This is a genomic window from Pedobacter sp. BG31 (assembly GCF_042464845.1).
Lineage (GTDB): Bacteria > Bacteroidota > Bacteroidia > Sphingobacteriales > Sphingobacteriaceae > Pedobacter > Pedobacter suwonensis.
Genome location: NZ_JBHNZK010000016.1, coordinates 59,223 through 74,994, shown reverse-complemented (window position 1 = coordinate 74,994; position 15,772 = coordinate 59,223). Strand labels below are relative to the sequence as shown.

Sequence of the window (15,772 nt, the reverse complement as noted above, 5' to 3'; positions counted from 1 at the left end):
ACAAAATTATATTACTTCACTGAAGAGCAATTGACAATAATAACAAAGAAAATGTAGTACAAGCAAACGAAGTGCAGCTATGCTTAAGGGCGGAGAAATACAAAATTTGATTTGGAGCGCAAAGTCCGTATAAAGCCATAAATTTCATCCCGTTTTCCGCTTTTACGCTTCGCTTCCTCGTGCCTCGTTGCTGCAGGGTAACGCTTCAACCGGGGCTGGAAACCCAATACAGCGTTTCATTTTTAAGTTTGCAGGATTTAGAAGCAGACACCACTTAATCCGATCAAAGCTATTCGATAGAATGATTTCGATTGCTCAGCCTAAACAACAACCTAAGGAATACAAATCTTTATGCACTAACCAATCCCTCATAAATCTTTAACATTTTACCGGAAATTAATTGAACGCCATGATCATTTTCAACTGTTTTCCGTGCATTCTCTCCTATTTCCACCCAGCGTTTAGGATTGATGACACATTGTAAGATGGAACGGTAAAACTCATCCGCAGAATCAGCAATCAAGATATCATGCCCGTGCCTGCAGTTAATTCCTTCAGCTGCGGTGGTTGTGGCAATGATGCATTTTTTCATTGCCATACCTTCAATAATCTTAACCCGCATGCCGGTACCAGAAATTAGTGGCACAATCATAATGGCTTTGGAGTTCATAAACTCTACGGCATCAAACACCTCTCCCTCTACAATCAGGTTCTCAGAATCGTATTCAAAAAAATGTTTCTGCATATTTTTCCCGGCGATGTAAAACCGGAGATCCTTATTCAACTTCTCAATATCTGGCCAGATATCGTCTAAAAACCACTCTAATCCTTCCTGATTGGGCCGCCAATCCATTGCCCCTAAATGAAACAGCGTAGGAAAACTGGTTTTGGTCTTGTCTACCTTATATTTTTCCAAATCGATGGCTACCGGAAAAACTGACATCGGAACTTCGCAACCAAACCTCAATATGCTTTGGCGATCGGGTTCGGAAATAGCAAAAATGTGGTGAAAGCGATTAATCTGATCAGTTTCATAAGCTTTAAGCCGTTGTGCCAAGAAAGCCAGGTATTTGCGCCGAATAAGAAACTTTTCTGAATGCGAAAGGCGTTCCCATAACGTAAACTCGATATTATGCGCCCGGTAAATCAGCTTAGCATTACTATTTGCCTTAACCACATCCAGATAGGGTACCACAAAGAGACCTTCGAACTGAATGATATCGAATGCATTTTCCCTTAAAAGATTTTCCAGCTGCAGGGCAGCATCTTCACTGTAGTACCGGGAAACATTATAAGATTCGTTAGTGAAAATATTAAAAAAAGCAGACCATACATTTACATCTGTATCTAAATCGCAGGTATGGTATTTAATCTCTTCAAAAACAGGGTCATAAATATCTTCAATATCAATACGCCCTTTTGTTGGGTTAAGGCTAAACAATGTAATATCTGCGCCAAGTTGCAGCAAACCTTTTATGGTATTGTATACCACAATCGGATAACCACTGTTTGGCGGAAAGGGAATCCGCTTAGTAATCAACAAAATTTTCACAATGTGGTGAAAATACGAAATTTCAGGCGTTTTTTGAAAACAGTTCCAACTGAGGGGCGCTCACATTAAAAGTTTTGCGGTGAAAAGGCGATAAGCCCATTTCGAGTACAGCTTTACGGTGTGCAATGGTTGGATAACCTTTATTTTGCTGCCAATTATAATGAGGATAACCTACATGCAGGTTGGTCATATATTCATCCCGATGTGTTTTGGCCAATATGGAGGCAGCTGCAATATTGAGGTATTTACCATCGCCTTTAACGATGCAGCTATGAGGAATCTGAGGATAGGTCTTAAAACGGTTTCCATCAATAACCAGGTATTGCGGTGGCGTTTGCAATTTTTCAATGGCCCTGTGCATGGCCAGAAATGATGCATTTAAAATATTGATGCGGTCGATTTCTTCATGATCGCAAGAAGCTACTGCCCATGCCAGCGCTTCCTGTTCGATAATTGGCCTTAACAGCGCCCTTTGTTCATGAGACAGCTGTTTGGAGTCGTTTAAACCCTCCAGCACAAAACCCTTAGGCAATATCACCGCAGCTGCAAAAACAGGGCCTGCAAGGCAACCTCTTCCCGCTTCATCACACCCGGCCTCTAATAATTCTTCCTGATAGCAGTTTAACAACATGTTGCAAATTTACTGAAATAGCGATAGTAAGAAAATTATTTTGTCCAACATCTTTTAAACATTAATTTTAAGGATAAAGGATTTACAATGCATATCATTAAATTAACTCTTATTTTTTGCCTGTTATGTTTTACGTGTTTTGCGCAAAAGAAAAAACATGCAACTCCCGCTCCACCACCGATTGAACCTCCATCAGAAGCAGATTATAATGTTTTAGAAAAACGCATGGCTTGTTTGTACCGTAATAAATATTCTTCCATCGAGCGATTAAAGTTCTTTCCTTTTAACCAAAATAAAACGGTTATGCTAATCTCTTTTGAACCGCCCGATATCAGCGCCGAGATTATTTATAAAGATACCTTTAAAGATACAATCAATACCCAGGTTAAGAACGAAGTTCATGATACATTGCTACAAAAAAAACAAAAACTAGATCTAGCAAGATTGAAAGAAAAAAAGGTGTTGTCAGCTTTGGAATTAAATAAACTTACTGATATCCTCTATAACTTTAGTTATACCTCTACCAAAAGCTATAAAGGATTACTGATAGCAGAGTCAGATGGATACCGCTGTTACGAGCCACGAAATGGAATCGTATTTTTAGATGAAAATGGATTGATTGCAGAATACATAGAAATCTGTTTTGAATGCCATCGCAGAAGAGATAGCTCTGAAAAAATGAATATTGGAAAATTTTGCACAGAGAAATATGATCTGATCAGGAAATATTTCCGAAATAATGGCATTAAATATGGCACAACTAAACTGACTGAATAAATTAAACCGTGAGATACAACGAAACCCTTGCCATCCGTGTGGCTGAAAGACTGATGCATATACCTGATATAGAAGAAAAACTAATGTTTTCAGGATTGGTGTTTATGGTAAATGGCAAAATGTGCATCGGTGTTTCCAAAGCCGGTATGATGGTCCGGATCGATCCAAATGCTTTAGAAAACTTATCACATAAAGATGGCTGGGAACAAATGGTAATGGGTGGCAGACCGATGAAGGGTTATATTTCGGTGTCAGAAAATGTTTTAGTCAGAAATGATGAACTTGATTTCTGGGTTAAACTTGCCCTCGATTTTAACCCCTTTGCAAAAGCGTCAAAAAAGAAATAATGAGTGTAAAGCCTAAAGATTGACCAAAACAACTAATTTATATTAAGCCGTATTTTTTGATTAATTTTACCCTTCTAATCAAATTTTATGAAAAAAGGAGCTGCTCTAGCGGTATTTCTGCTATTTATCTCATTAATTGCTCTGGCTCAAATTAAAAAAACTGCCACATCACCTGCAATCAAAGCAACAAATACACAACAATTAAAGGCGCAGGCACCTGAGGGGCATTATTGTGATTATTGCAAACTGAGTTATCCTGAATCGCATTTCCCATGCATCATGAAATCCATTAAAGGCAAACTGGATGTAACAAGTGGAGAAATCAGTTTTGTAGCCGGGCAACCTATTGGTGGCATAGTGGTAAAAGCAGTTAACATCCCGGCAGGTGAGGCAACTAACCTTGTAACTAAGCAAAATGGAGAAATAGAATTTAACAACGCCATCACGGGGAATTATAAATTTATTATTATGGTTCCTTCAAATAATCCCAGATCGCGGGTAGCCGGATCACCAATTGGCGGTATTATTGTTAAAGGCGGTAAAAATCCTGGAGGAAATTTAATCACCCTTATTACAGACGAAAATGGCGAAATAGAACTGAATAACCTGCCTGCGGGCACCTATAAATTCACGGCCATGGGGGCTTCCGAAGCCGAAAAAAATAATCCCTTATATAAATCAAATCATTCGGAAAAGATAAATCCTTAGTTAAAAACTAAAACCATTTGATTTAAGTTTCGTTCTATTTTTGGCACTATTATGGAATCTTTCAAATCTGTGCATCTTTAAATTGTGACACATTTAAAACACACACGATGAAACGTTTAAATTTAATATTGAGCTTTGCATTTCTTTCGATCGGATTTCAATCTTTCGCCCAAACCGATAAGGAAACCACAATTAAAATTGTAGCAGATAAAAATTACAACTTTATAGCTAACACAGCCACGCCAATGTCTAACAATGACATTAACAGAATATTGGCAGCAATGCCAGGCAGTCAGGCAGGTTCTTCAATAAACCTAACGGGGTCTCAATACGATGTTAAGGTTACCAAAGACAGTATTGTGGCTTATCTACCTTATTTTGGCAGGTCTTTTTCTGCTCCGATGGATCCGACACAAGGCGGAATCAAATTTACTTCGAAAAATTTCACCTATAAAGAATCCAAAAATAAAAAAGGCATGTACACCATTCAAATTGAAACAAAAGATGTAATAAGAGAGAATTATCGGTTTACGATCAATATTTCTACCAACGGATATGCTTCATTAACGGCCAGCAGTATAAATAAACAGCCCATCTATTTTAATGGATATCTGGAGGAGCCTAAGAAAAAGGATTAAAACTTTGTTATTCTTAAAAAGAATATATTTTATAAAAATCAAATAAGCGACAGATAAATTTTATTTTGTAGTATCCTTCGATCGATCGTCATTCCCAGCTTGATTGGGAACTACGAAGAGCTCATGAATGCCCTGAATAAAAAACCAATTATCAATAATCTTAATGCAGGCGCTTTAAGATTTCCACAGCGAAGAATCTAAAAAGGATCGCCAGGCTAATCAGGGAAAGGCAAATTTACGGAATACGTTTTTGTTGTTCTTTAAGACTTTCTCCAAAACAATTTCACTATCAAAACGATTATCTTATATAAAACCTTAAAGTTATGATAGACCCAGAAAACGATAATTATTCGAACGATCCTAACGACGCTTTACGCAGAGAGGATGATGTAGAAAACATCAATGAAATTAGCGGTGATGATACCAGCATTGAACACGATAAAGATTTGCTGGAACAAGCCGATGAAGCTTCAAGAGCCTCTTATGAGTTGAACCTAGATGATGAGGTGGATGAAGATGAACTAGAAGATTAACAAAAAGCCTTTCAGATGCGAAAATCCGAAAGGCTTTTTAAATATTCAGGCCCGACGTTATGGTTCAGCCTTTACCTGAAACCACTACTTAGCTTTATAAGTTTCAGGATCGACTGCTGCTCTTGTCCACCCTTTCAAAAATAAAGTAATTTTCTTTACATCATGTCCTACTTTCTTTTTACCGTTAGCGCCAACTTCTTCCGTTTCTAAATAAGATGAATTTTCGATGTGCAATACTTTGCCTTTTCCATCAAGAATTACGAATACCGGAAAACCAAAACGTTGAGGATAGCCTAAACCAGCCAGAACACTTTCATTTTTATTTTCAGGGCTATAGTTAACCGGCACCGTCTCGAAATTATCGTTGATGTATTTTTTTAGCGTGGCTGTGCTATCAATCAGGTTATGAAATGCGATACACCAGCTGCACCAGTTACCGCCAACCTGTAACAAAACATGTTTATTTTCTTTGGCTGCTTTTGCAACCGCAGCAGCAATATCCGCTTTAGCATTTGCCTGCGGGTTATAGATGTGAACACTTTCCTTTTTTGCCTGGCTAAAAGCCGCGGTCGAAATCAATATTGTCGTTAATAAAATAACTAATTTTTTCATGGTTTTTAGAATAATAAGCAAAGATAATAAAGTCTATAATTTTAATAGATTATTCGCAAATTCTTTACAGAGAAGCAACATTATTGGTCATTGGTCATTGGTCATTGGTCATTGGTCATTGGTCATTGGTCATTGGTCATTGGTCATTGGTCATTGGTCATTGGTCATTAACAGAACCTGGTGTTGCGGAAAGGTTTAAAACCATTCGCATTTTTCTATTAATCCTTTTACATCGTCCATTTTACATTTAACTATCTTTGCATTAGAAATGGATTTCCTAGATATACATACACATAAAGTTGCCACTCAAACCGGGATAACCAGCATTCAAAGCCTGTCACTAACCCAGGATATCTTTTTAGCCATGCCGAAAACGAAACCTATTTCAGTTGGTTTACATCCATGGTTTGCTAAAATTGAACATCTTGACCAGCAGATGAAATACCTAAGTGTCGTAGCCAATCAAATCAATGTAAAACAGATTGGTGAGTGTGGTTTGGATCGATTAAGGGGCGAAAACCTGGAGAATCAGATCATAATTCTGGAAAAACAGATCGAATTGGCAGAAAAGATCAGAAAACCTTTGATTTTGCATTGTGTTAAATGTTTCGCTGAATTAATCGAGATTAAAGACCGCTTAAGGGTAAAAGTACCTATGATTATCCATGGCTTTAATAAAAACGAGGAACTTGGCAAGCAACTGCTGGATAAAGGATTTATACTTTCTTTTGGTTTGACTATCTTAAAAGAAAACTCCGGTGCAGCGAAACTGATTCAAACCACCAGTAATTTTTTCCTGGAAACGGATGATGCTGATATTTCGATTGAGGAAATTTACCGGGCAGCAGCCATTTTAAAAAAATGTACTGTAGATGAACTCAAAGCTCGTATTTTTACAGACTGGAATAAACTAAATTTAATATAGCGCTGTCATTCTGAGCCTGTCGAAGAATACAGCTAAATACACAAATATGTCTGATGTTAGCTGGCTTTCACGCTCTGCCCTGCTTGTAGGTAATGATGGGATAGATAAACTTCAATCAAAACATGTTCTGGTAATCGGCTTAGGTGGGGTGGGTTCTTTTGCCGCCGAATTTATCTGCCGTTCCGGAATTGGAGAAATGACGATTGTTGATGGTGATGTGGTTGACCCCACCAACCGAAACAGGCAATTACCTGCTTTGGCTACCAATCATGGAGTAAGCAAGGCTGCCATTATGCAGGAACGTTTATTGTCCATAAATCCCGAATTAAAACTGCATGTGGTTAATACCTTTCTTACGCCAGAGAAATGCAGGGAAATTTTAGAAGCCGATTTCGATTACATTATGGATTGTATTGATAGTGTGATGCCTAAAATTACATTGTTAGGAACCGCTTTGGAAAAAAATATTCCCATTGTAAGTTCAATGGGCGCTGGTGGTAAAATGGATCCTACCCGTTTAAGAATTACACTGCTTCCGGATACTTATCAATGTGTTTTTGCCAGTTATGTGCGTAAGCGGCTGAATAAACTTGCCAACGCGGCAAAAATAAAAGCTGTTTTCTCTACCGAAGAAATGGATAAAAATTCTATGATCATGACTGATGGGAGCAATTTTAAACGCTCTGCTTATGGTACAGTTTCTTATCTGCCGGCAGCATTTGGTGGTGCATGTGCATCGGTAGTAATCCGCGATTTGCTTGGCCTCCCAATTGAAATGGCCGAAAGGCCTGCAAGGATCAGCCATAAAACATTAGCAAAAAAGAAGAAAAAACCGTAAATGGGCGCATTGTTGATATCATGATTTCGGAAAAATTTTAAATTGTTGTAATTTAGAATAGTGTAACAACCCGAAGCAAAAACATGAATGATATCAGCAATACTCCTTCCGATTTAGGCGCCCAGCATTCCCCTCTCCCAGAGGGGTGTCCGGAGGACGGGGTGTTGAAAAGTGTATTACAAAAGGTTATTATAATTAATGGGACAACACTAAAGGCAGCACCAATAATCAAGTTACCTTATCAACCTCGACTAAAAGAAAGGGCAAAAGCACTTAGGCAAGCTGGGAATTTACCTGAGGTATTATTTTGGATGCAGGTAACCAAAAAGCAATTTCATAAAATAGATTTTGACAGGCAGCGTATAATTGGAAATTACATCGTTGACTTTTACATCAAGCATCTTGGTTTAGTAATTGAAATTGATGGCAGCAGTCATGATTATAAACAGGTTTATGATAAACGAAGAGAAACATATTTAACTTCATTAGGATTAAAGATTTACCGGATTACGGTTGATGATGTAAGGAAACAAATGGATTTTGTAATGATGGGTTTGGAGGAATATATTATCCAGGAATATGGGATTACACATCCTTAATTAATATTTAGATACATCCAAATAACAATTTAACCACCCCGCCCATAGGGGCACCCCTCCAAAGGAGGGGAATAAATACAACAATATGCCCCAGCCCCTCAAAATTCTTCAAGCCTCTGCAGGTTCCGGTAAAACGTTCAGTTTAACCGCACATTATCTTACCCTGCTTTTTAGCAGCGAGAATAAATATCGGGAAATTTTGGCCGTAACCTTCACCAATAAGGCTACAGAAGAAATGAAAACCAGGATACTGGAAGTGCTACTTGGACTGGCAAAAGGCGACTCATCAAAAAAAACTGATGACTATCGGAAACTTATTTTACAAGCCTATCCGATATTAAATCCGCAAGAGTTACAGATCAAGGCAGATAAAATATACCGTAAAATCCTGCATGACTATAGCCGTTTCTCGGTAAGTACCATTGATGGTTTTGTTCAAAAAGTAATCAGGGGTTTTGCTTTTGAACTGGGCTTAAATGCCGATTATAATTTAGAAATGAATTATGACAAGGTAAAAGATGACCTGGTAAACAAACTGGATGAAGCTTTAGATCATAACAAACAGCTGTTACAATGGATTATCGACCTCGCCATTGAGCGCATTAGCGATAACAAGAGCTGGAACTATAAATTCGAACTTTACAATCTGATTGGTGAAATTTTCTCCGAACGTTTCCAGATTTTTGAAGATGCGGTTAACACGCTTGGCTTAGAAAACATTGATGAATTATTTAAAAAATACATCAGCATTACCAAGGCAGAGATCAAGAACTTTGAAGAAGAATTGGTTTCGCTGGCAACAGAGGCAAACGAAGCGCTGAACGTAATCGGTGTGGAAACCGAGCACCTGAAGGGGAAATCGAGAAGTCCGCTGGCTAAAATTATTCTTGTTGTCAGGGGCGATTTTTCGAAGATTGAGCCACTTTTTAACCTCATTGATGAGCCTAATGAATGGTTTCAGAAAAATGCAAACTTCCCTGAAGCCTATGATACGGTAAATCCGATACTAAAAAAGTTAAAAACGCATTATTTAACCCATTTACCAAACTACAGTCTGGCTATTGCCTTTAATAAGAATCTTTATTATTTAAGGTTAATGCAGGAAATCGCCATGCTTTTAAAAGAATATAGGGCCGAAAATGATAACCTGCTGATCAGCGATGCACAAAAACTGATTTCTGGAATTACTGAAGATGCCGGAGATAACCCATCCTTTATCTGGGAAAAAGTAGGTAACCGTTACCGTAATTTTCTGTTCGATGAATTTCAGGATACTTCTACCAGTCAGTGGGGAAGCTTTAAATCCCTGCTGACCAATGCTATGGCTACACCGAGCCAGGATCTGATCGATCACCTGATAGTTGGCGACACCAAACAATCTATTTACCGCTGGCGCAATGGCGATTGGAACATCTTGCACAAACATGCGAAATTAGATGTTGGTGCAGAAAATGTATTGGAAGAAAGTTTAGCTGAAAATTACCGGAGTGCCGAAAATATCATTACATTTAATAATTTCCTTTATAAGGCCATTCCCATAACCCTGCAGAATGAACTGAATGAAAATCTGGCCACCAAACCTGAAAGCATTGCCAACTGGTGGCAAGAACAAAATTACCAGCAGATTATAACCGACATCTACAGTGGCTCTACCCAGAACTTTGCTACGAATACCTTAAAAGGTGGAACAATTAAGATTAAAAAGTTTGGCAAAGACCATGCACCGAATGAATCGCGTTTTACAGAAACCATTTTTAGGGATATTGCGTTAAACGATATTGTTGAAGAAATAAATGATCTCAAAAACCAACAGCAATATGCATTAAAAGATGTTGCCATTTTAGTTCGGTCGAACAGCGAAGCCCTACTTACTGTTAAAAAATTAATGGAGCATAACTTACCTGTTTTGTCAGGAGATGCATTATTGATTTCCAACAATTCGGCCATACAGCTCATTATCAATACGCTAAAAGTATTAATTGGCTTAGAAGCACAAACAGCATTATACAAAGCCAATTGTATAGCACTTTACCATGCCCTACATGACAAAGAGATTGATGCCAGTTACTACCTCAACCTTACTAATAAACCTTTAAGCACGCTTACCACGGTTTTACCGGTTGCTTTATGCGAAAACTGGCAAAGCTGGTTACAGCTACCCCTGCCTGAACTGGTAGAGATTTTAATTGAAAGTTATGGCTTAAAAAATCTCACCACCAACCTACCTTACCTACTTGCGTTTAGAGATTTAACCGCCTCAGCCGCAAAACTTGGTGAAAAAGGTATTCTTTCATTTTTAACCTGGTGGGAAGAAGATGGCATTAAAAAATCATTGCCTTCTCCGGATGGGGCTGATGCCATACAGATCATTACCATCCACAAATCGAAAGGCCTGGCTTTTAGGGCAGTTTTTGTACCTTTTTGTAATTGGGAAATCAAGGGCAAAGCCAATGGCAATTTCTGGGTATCTTCAGAAGAGACGGTTTACAAGGACCTAAAAGGCATTCCACTAAAATACAATGAAGCGCTGGCTGATTCGGCTATTGCGAAAGCCTATTACGAAGAGCTGCTTTACAACAACATGGATGCGTTGAATATGCTTTATGTAGCCACTACACGATCCAAAGATTATCTTTACATTGCTACGATGGCTAAAAAGGAATTGAAATTATCCAATATGGGCGATGCCATCAATTTCACTTTTGATGAGCAGTTTGATGAAAACGGCGTGTACGAAATTGTAGAGCCTGTAGCTGTTGAAAATAAGTTTGAAGACGCTAATTTCATCAACCTAAATAGTTATCCAACTACAACGCGCCTTTCAGAACTTTACATCCCATCTGAAGACAAACACTTAAAACATTTGGTGAATATTGAAAGATCAGGAAGAAAAGGTTCGTTGCTGCACGATATCCTGGCCAGTGCCAACACACAGAAAGAAGTCGATGATTATACCGCCAACCTTGTTTTGCAGGGAATTATCAAAGAAGAGGAAAAACAGAAATTAATCTCATCCGCACTTGAAGTATTGGAACACCCTGAGCTCAAAGAGATCTTGGGTAATGCAAGCGAAAGCATTGTAGAAAAAAACATTATCGATACCAATGGGAAACTGCACCGCCCTGACCGGGTTTTGATCAACAACGACGAGGTGATTATCCTTGATTATAAATTTACCCTGGAAGAAAGCGATAAACATATTGAACAAGTCAGTAATTATAAGGTTTTACTTACTGAAATGGGTTACCAGAATATCAAAACCTATCTTTTCTATGCAGTTAAAGGCAAATTGAAATTAGTATAATATGGAAAAAGCAAACGATTTATATGGCAACATACTAAATATACTGAAAAGATATCGGTCCGATGCTTACAAAGCAGTTAATACAGCTATGGTAATTTCTTATTGGCAAATCGGCAAAGAAATAGTTGAAAACGAACAGGGAGGAAATGTAAAAGCTTCCTATGGGGACGAAATTTTACAATCATTATCTAAAAAACTTACAACAGCTTTTGGCAAAGGATTTTCATATGCTAACCTTAGAAATTTTAGACAATTTTATTTAACTTATCCCGAAGAGCAAATTTGCTACGCAGTGCGTAGCATTTCTCAAAAAACTGATAGTCAAGCAAATGAAATATCATATGCACTGCGTAGCAATTTGAGTTGGACACACCACCAACTAATCAAGAGGGTTGATGATGTTCTGGCAAGGACATATTATTTAAGGGAGGCAGATCAAATGTATTTACCTACCGATAAACAGTTAGCAGATTGGATTGAAAACGATAAAGCAATTATCGAGTTGCAATTAAAAAACCAAGGGATCGATTAAAATAGCTACATGAAACCATTTTTACAGGAAGTTGCCGAAGATTTAGTTGCCCGGTTTGGAAATCAGCTGGAGAACTGCGCAATCGTTTTCAACAATAAAAGGCCATCGGCCTATTTACAGAAGCACTTTGCAGATATTATCGGCAAACCATTTTTTAGTCCGTCTTTTTTTACCATACAGGAGTTCTTTGCCAGTTCTACGAGTTATAAAATTGCCGATTTTTACCTGCAGTTTTTTACGCTACACCGCATCTATAACCAACTACTTGCAGAAGAAAAACTGGAAACTATTTCCAGTCATAAGTTTTTTCCGTTGGCAAAAATTATCTTAAGCGATTTTAATCAGATTGATGCCGATTTGGTTGATGCAGAAAAATTATACCGCGATCTGGAAGATATATCAGTTATCAATAAAGATTTCGATTATTTAAGCCCGGAGCAATATGAGTTTCTTGCCCAATTCTGGACTTCTTATTCCGAAGGAAAACATAAAAAGCAGCAGGAACTGTTTATTAAGATGTGGCGCAGGATGCCGAAACTTTACCATAAATACCACGCAACACTTAAAGAGCAAGGTTATTTAACCAATGGTTCTGTTTACAGGTATCTGGCTGATGATATTACCCGTCATCAGGAATTCATCTCGAATTTTGATAAGGGCAAGATCATTTTTATTGGATTTAATGCTTTGAGCAGTGCCGAAGCCAAAATATTTACCCAGTTACAGGAAGCAGGTAAAGCGCTATTTTATTTCGATGCTGATGCGTATTATTTAGATGATATTTCGCAGGAAGCAGGCTTGTTTCTTCGTAAAAACATCAATCAACTTGGCTTGAAGAATGAGTTTGCCAATCAGGAAAGTTTAATGAAATCTGCTCCGCACCAGGTAAATGTTTTTAAGGTCCAGGGGCAATCTGCGCAGGCCAAAATACTAAATAATATTTTAGAAGAAGATTATACCAGCGCGGAAACGGTTGGAAAAACAGTAGTGGTTTTAGCAGATGAAGGCCTGTTGATCCCCACACTGCAAACGATCCCCACTAACCTGAATGGAAAAGCGATTGACCTCAACGTAACTATGGGTTTTGCGTTATCAACTTCAGGTATTTTTGGTTTGGTTGATTTGTGGTTGATAAGTCAGCTGGAGATTTTACAGCGGGATAAAGTAAGTTACAAAAATGTTGAAGCTTTTTTAACACATCCACTAACGGGCCTTAGCCAAAAAATGCGCGATAAAATTTTAACCGCATTATTGGAAGAAAATCAGGTAGAGATCGATCATAAACGCCTTTTACGTCAAAGTGGGCTGTTCGAAGCTTTTTATAAGAAAATCGATGATCCACAGCACGTGGTCACCAATTTGTTAGATGTACTGGATTATGTGTTAACCCGGTTATCAAATGCAAACACACTCAAAAAAATCGATGCGGAATTATTTGTAAAAACTATACAAGAATTAAACAGGCTGCATGATACTTTTAGCAACCACATCGGTAAAGAAGAAATTCCTTTTGTAATTTACCTAGTACAAAAATCACTACAGGCTATTGCAGTACCGCTTTCAGGCGATCCTTTAAATGGCATACAAGTAATGGGACTGCTTGAAACCCGGAACCTGAATTTCGATAAGGTGGTGATTTTGGGTTTTAATGAAGGAATCATCCCTAAATCATCCATTGGCAATAGCTTTATTCCAGATTCTATACGTCGTGTTTATGGCCTACCGGTTCTTGAAAATCTTGATGCCATTTCAGCCTATATGGTCTACCGTCTATTACAACGGGCAAAGAATATCAATTTTGTCTATAACAGTTTAACTGACGAATCTACTTCAGGTGAAGCCAGCAGAATTTTAAAGCAACTGGAGTACGAAAGTGATTTTGATTTTACCTATAATGAACTTAATCTGGAAGTAAAAACCGAGCCTTTTAAGGAAGTAAAAATCGAGAAAACCAATAACGCCTTTATTCAGGAAACACTTCAAAAATACCTGGATAAAAAGAAGGTGCTCTCCCCTTCTGCACTTACCCAATACATTTCTAATCCCATAGATTTCTTTTTCAATTACATTGCGGGTATTAAAGAACCCAAAGAGATCAGTGCAGTGGTAGAAGCCAACGAAATCGGTTCCATTCTGCACAAAGTGATGGAGTATTTTTACGAGGATCTAAGGTCTGCTGAAATTACTGCAGGGCATATCAAAGAGAAACGTAAACAGGTACCAGCATTGATCCAAAAAGCATTCAATGCTGTCATGTTCAAAAACCCTGACATGATCATGGAATACAAAGGCATGCAAAAGGTTATTTTATCTATTGTAGAGGCTTATGTAAATATCATTTTAAATCAGGACGAAGCACAAACCCCATTTACGATCATTAGTCTTGAACAAAAGGTAGAGGCCGAGATCAGTTTCCCCTTACGAGGAAAAGAAGCCAGTATCAAAATCTTTGGCATTATTGATCGTGTGGATGTTAAAAATGGCGTGACGAAAATTATAGACTATAAAACTGGCAGCGACAAGCTGACGTTTAAAGATATTCCCGAGTTGTTCAATTCTGATGGCAAACATATCAATAAAGCACTGATCCAGACCTTATTATACACCTATGCTTACGAACAGTTTTCGGGCAAAAGTTTTGTAGAACCAAATCTGTATGTGGTAAAAACCATGAGTGTAGACGGCGTATGGTTTAAATCGGGCAGACAAACGCTATCAGGAGCTTATTTGGAAGAGATTAAACCGGAATTTCTTGATGAATTAAGAAAAAAGCTGACCGAACTCTTCGAAGCTCCCTATTTTGTGGCCAGCAAAGTTGAGGAAAACTACAAATATTCTATTTATAAAACTTTATTTGGGAAATAGTTGCAACCGCAAAGAAATGAAGTAAACCGCAAAGAGCGCTAAATCCAAAGTAAAATAACCACCGAGCACACTGAGGAAAAAGCACAGCGTACACCGTGTTGCATTGAAACATTAGCTTAATGATCTCTGTGTTCTCTGTGGTAAAACAAACTTTGCATGCTTTGCTAAAACTTTTGCGTGCTTTGCGGTTAAATCTCTTAAATTTGAAAATGCTAACCTTAAATTTCACCAATTTTCCCATACTCGAAACCGAACGACTAATCCTCCGCGAACATGATCTTGCTGACGCCGAAGCACTTTTTGCCATGCGTACCAACGAAACGGTAATGAAATATATCGACAGGGAAAGACCAAATGATATTTTTGAAATTAAAGATTTTATTTCCCGTTTTAGAAATGGCTACGAAAATGGGGATAACCTGGCCTGGGTAATAGCCTTAAAAGATGAGCCGGGGCAAATGATTGGTTCTATCGGATATTGGCGTACCGACTTCGCCAACCATAGGGCAGAGATTGGTTATATGCTACATCCTGATTATTGGCGGCAGGGAATTATCTCTGAAGCCTTGAAACGAACCATCGATTTTGGATTTAATGAAGTTAACCTGCACACCATCAGTGCAAATATTAATGTAGAAAACGATGCTTCCAGACAGATGCTGATCAAACATGGCTTTAAAAAGGAAGCACATTTTAAACAAGATTATTATTTCAGAGGCCGGTTTATTGATAGTGAAATTTATGGATTATTGAATCCAAACCACTAATGCTAAATAATGTAGTCGTCATCATGGCTGAAATGAAAGACGCTAAATAACTTTAGCTTTGCTTCCCACTTCATGGTTCGCTACCTCATTGCAATCCGCCCCAAATAACTGCAGTGCAAGAGGTAGTTATTTCGTAAAAAGCAC

The 15,772-nt window shown here is 38.1% G+C and carries 15 protein-coding genes; 12 read left to right on the top strand and 3 right to left on the bottom strand.

The features are described from left to right. Positions 1–349: 349 nt before the first annotated feature. Together ACFE6N_RS17865 and ACFE6N_RS17860 are read right to left on the bottom strand one after the other, a co-directional pair. Entirely contained in the window at positions 350–1,552 is a 1,203-nt protein-coding gene (locus ACFE6N_RS17865; protein WP_378938639.1) for a glycosyltransferase family 4 protein, read from the bottom strand. A gap of 22 nt (positions 1,553–1,574) precedes the next feature. Beyond that, a complete protein-coding gene (locus tag ACFE6N_RS17860; protein WP_090983001.1) occupies positions 1,575–2,183 on the bottom strand; it encodes a ribonuclease HII in 609 nt (202 codons plus the stop codon). A 303-nt stretch (positions 2,184–2,486) separates the two neighbouring features. Here ACFE6N_RS17860 and ACFE6N_RS17855 point away from each other — a divergent pair, with 303 nt between their 5' ends. From ACFE6N_RS17855 to ACFE6N_RS17835, 5 genes are all read left to right on the top strand, one after another. Beyond that, positions 2,487–2,960 (top strand): hypothetical protein, encoded by a 474-nt coding sequence (locus tag ACFE6N_RS17855; protein ID WP_378938637.1) that lies wholly within the window; start codon positions 2,487–2,489, stop codon positions 2,958–2,960. A gap of 8 nt (positions 2,961–2,968) precedes the next feature. After that, a complete protein-coding gene (locus ACFE6N_RS17850; protein WP_378938634.1) occupies positions 2,969–3,307 on the top strand; it encodes a TfoX/Sxy family protein in 339 nt (112 codons plus the stop codon). 87 nt (positions 3,308–3,394) lie between these two features. Further along, positions 3,395–4,015: a prealbumin-like fold domain-containing protein gene (locus ACFE6N_RS17845; RefSeq protein ID WP_378938632.1), complete on the top strand. Its 621-nt coding sequence runs from the start codon at positions 3,395–3,397 to the stop codon at positions 4,013–4,015. A gap of 107 nt (positions 4,016–4,122) precedes the next feature. Further along, positions 4,123–4,653, top strand: a complete 531-nt coding sequence (locus ACFE6N_RS17840; protein WP_378938630.1) for a DUF4251 domain-containing protein — start codon at positions 4,123–4,125, stop codon at positions 4,651–4,653. 323 nt (positions 4,654–4,976) lie between these two features. Beyond that, positions 4,977–5,186, top strand: coding sequence for a hypothetical protein (locus ACFE6N_RS17835; protein ID WP_293743252.1), 210 nt, complete (start codon positions 4,977–4,979; stop codon positions 5,184–5,186). 84 nt (positions 5,187–5,270) lie between these two features. Here the strand turns inward: ACFE6N_RS17835 and ACFE6N_RS17830 are convergent, their stop codons facing one another. Further along, entirely contained in the window at positions 5,271–5,798 is a 528-nt protein-coding gene (locus tag ACFE6N_RS17830; protein WP_378938628.1) for a thioredoxin family protein, read from the bottom strand. A 268-nt stretch (positions 5,799–6,066) separates the two neighbouring features. On the opposite strand from ACFE6N_RS17830, the gene ACFE6N_RS17825 reads away from it, so the two are divergent. The 7 genes from ACFE6N_RS17825 to ACFE6N_RS17795 all read left to right on the top strand — a co-directional run bounded on the left by ACFE6N_RS17825 (position 6,067) and on the right by ACFE6N_RS17795 (position 15,628). Continuing rightward, a complete protein-coding gene (locus ACFE6N_RS17825; RefSeq protein ID WP_378938626.1) occupies positions 6,067–6,723 on the top strand; it encodes a TatD family hydrolase in 657 nt (218 codons plus the stop codon). Positions 6,724–6,769: 46 nt separating this feature from the next. Beyond that, positions 6,770–7,561 (top strand): ThiF family adenylyltransferase, encoded by a 792-nt coding sequence (locus ACFE6N_RS17820; protein WP_090982986.1) that lies wholly within the window; start codon positions 6,770–6,772, stop codon positions 7,559–7,561. Between the two features lie 83 nt (positions 7,562–7,644). Next, positions 7,645–8,160, top strand: coding sequence for an endonuclease domain-containing protein (locus tag ACFE6N_RS17815; protein WP_378938623.1), 516 nt, complete (start codon positions 7,645–7,647; stop codon positions 8,158–8,160). An 85-nt stretch (positions 8,161–8,245) separates the two neighbouring features. Next, a complete protein-coding gene (locus tag ACFE6N_RS17810; protein WP_378938621.1) occupies positions 8,246–11,464 on the top strand; it encodes a UvrD-helicase domain-containing protein in 3,219 nt (1,072 codons plus the stop codon). Position 11,465: 1 nt separating this feature from the next. Further along, on the top strand, positions 11,466–11,996 hold the full coding sequence (locus ACFE6N_RS17805) for a DUF1016 N-terminal domain-containing protein (protein WP_378938618.1): 531 nt from the start codon (positions 11,466–11,468) through the stop codon (positions 11,994–11,996). A 9-nt stretch (positions 11,997–12,005) separates the two neighbouring features. Further along, positions 12,006–14,861, top strand: coding sequence for a PD-(D/E)XK nuclease family protein (locus tag ACFE6N_RS17800; protein WP_378938615.1), 2,856 nt, complete (start codon positions 12,006–12,008; stop codon positions 14,859–14,861). A gap of 209 nt (positions 14,862–15,070) precedes the next feature. Next, complete coding sequence (locus ACFE6N_RS17795; protein ID WP_378938613.1) at positions 15,071–15,628, top strand: GNAT family N-acetyltransferase; 558 nt, start codon at positions 15,071–15,073, stop codon at positions 15,626–15,628. Positions 15,629–15,772: the final 144 nt, after the last annotated feature.

Bases quoted from the DNA above. Each gene is read 5' to 3' on its own strand.
- ACFE6N_RS17860 (WP_090983001.1), bottom strand. From the start codon at position 2,183: ATGTTGTTAAACTGCTATCAGGAAGAATTATTAGAGGCCGGGTGTGAT.
- ACFE6N_RS17855 (WP_378938637.1), top strand. From the start codon at position 2,487: ATGCTAATCTCTTTTGAACCGCCCGATATCAGCGCCGAGATTATTTAT.
- ACFE6N_RS17845 (WP_378938632.1), top strand. From the start codon at position 3,395: ATGAAAAAAGGAGCTGCTCTAGCGGTATTTCTGCTATTTATCTCATTA.
- ACFE6N_RS17840 (WP_378938630.1), top strand. From the start codon at position 4,123: ATGAAACGTTTAAATTTAATATTGAGCTTTGCATTTCTTTCGATCGGA.
- ACFE6N_RS17835 (WP_293743252.1), top strand. From the start codon at position 4,977: ATGATAGACCCAGAAAACGATAATTATTCGAACGATCCTAACGACGCT.
- ACFE6N_RS17830 (WP_378938628.1), bottom strand. From the start codon at position 5,798: ATGAAAAAATTAGTTATTTTATTAACGACAATATTGATTTCGACCGCG.
- ACFE6N_RS17825 (WP_378938626.1), top strand. From the start codon at position 6,067: ATGGATTTCCTAGATATACATACACATAAAGTTGCCACTCAAACCGGG.
- ACFE6N_RS17820 (WP_090982986.1), top strand. From the start codon at position 6,770: ATGTCTGATGTTAGCTGGCTTTCACGCTCTGCCCTGCTTGTAGGTAAT.
- ACFE6N_RS17815 (WP_378938623.1), top strand. From the start codon at position 7,645: ATGAATGATATCAGCAATACTCCTTCCGATTTAGGCGCCCAGCATTCC.
- ACFE6N_RS17810 (WP_378938621.1), top strand. From the start codon at position 8,246: ATGCCCCAGCCCCTCAAAATTCTTCAAGCCTCTGCAGGTTCCGGTAAA.
- ACFE6N_RS17805 (WP_378938618.1), top strand. From the start codon at position 11,466: ATGGAAAAAGCAAACGATTTATATGGCAACATACTAAATATACTGAAA.
- ACFE6N_RS17800 (WP_378938615.1), top strand. From the start codon at position 12,006: ATGAAACCATTTTTACAGGAAGTTGCCGAAGATTTAGTTGCCCGGTTT.
- ACFE6N_RS17795 (WP_378938613.1), top strand. From the start codon at position 15,071: ATGCTAACCTTAAATTTCACCAATTTTCCCATACTCGAAACCGAACGA.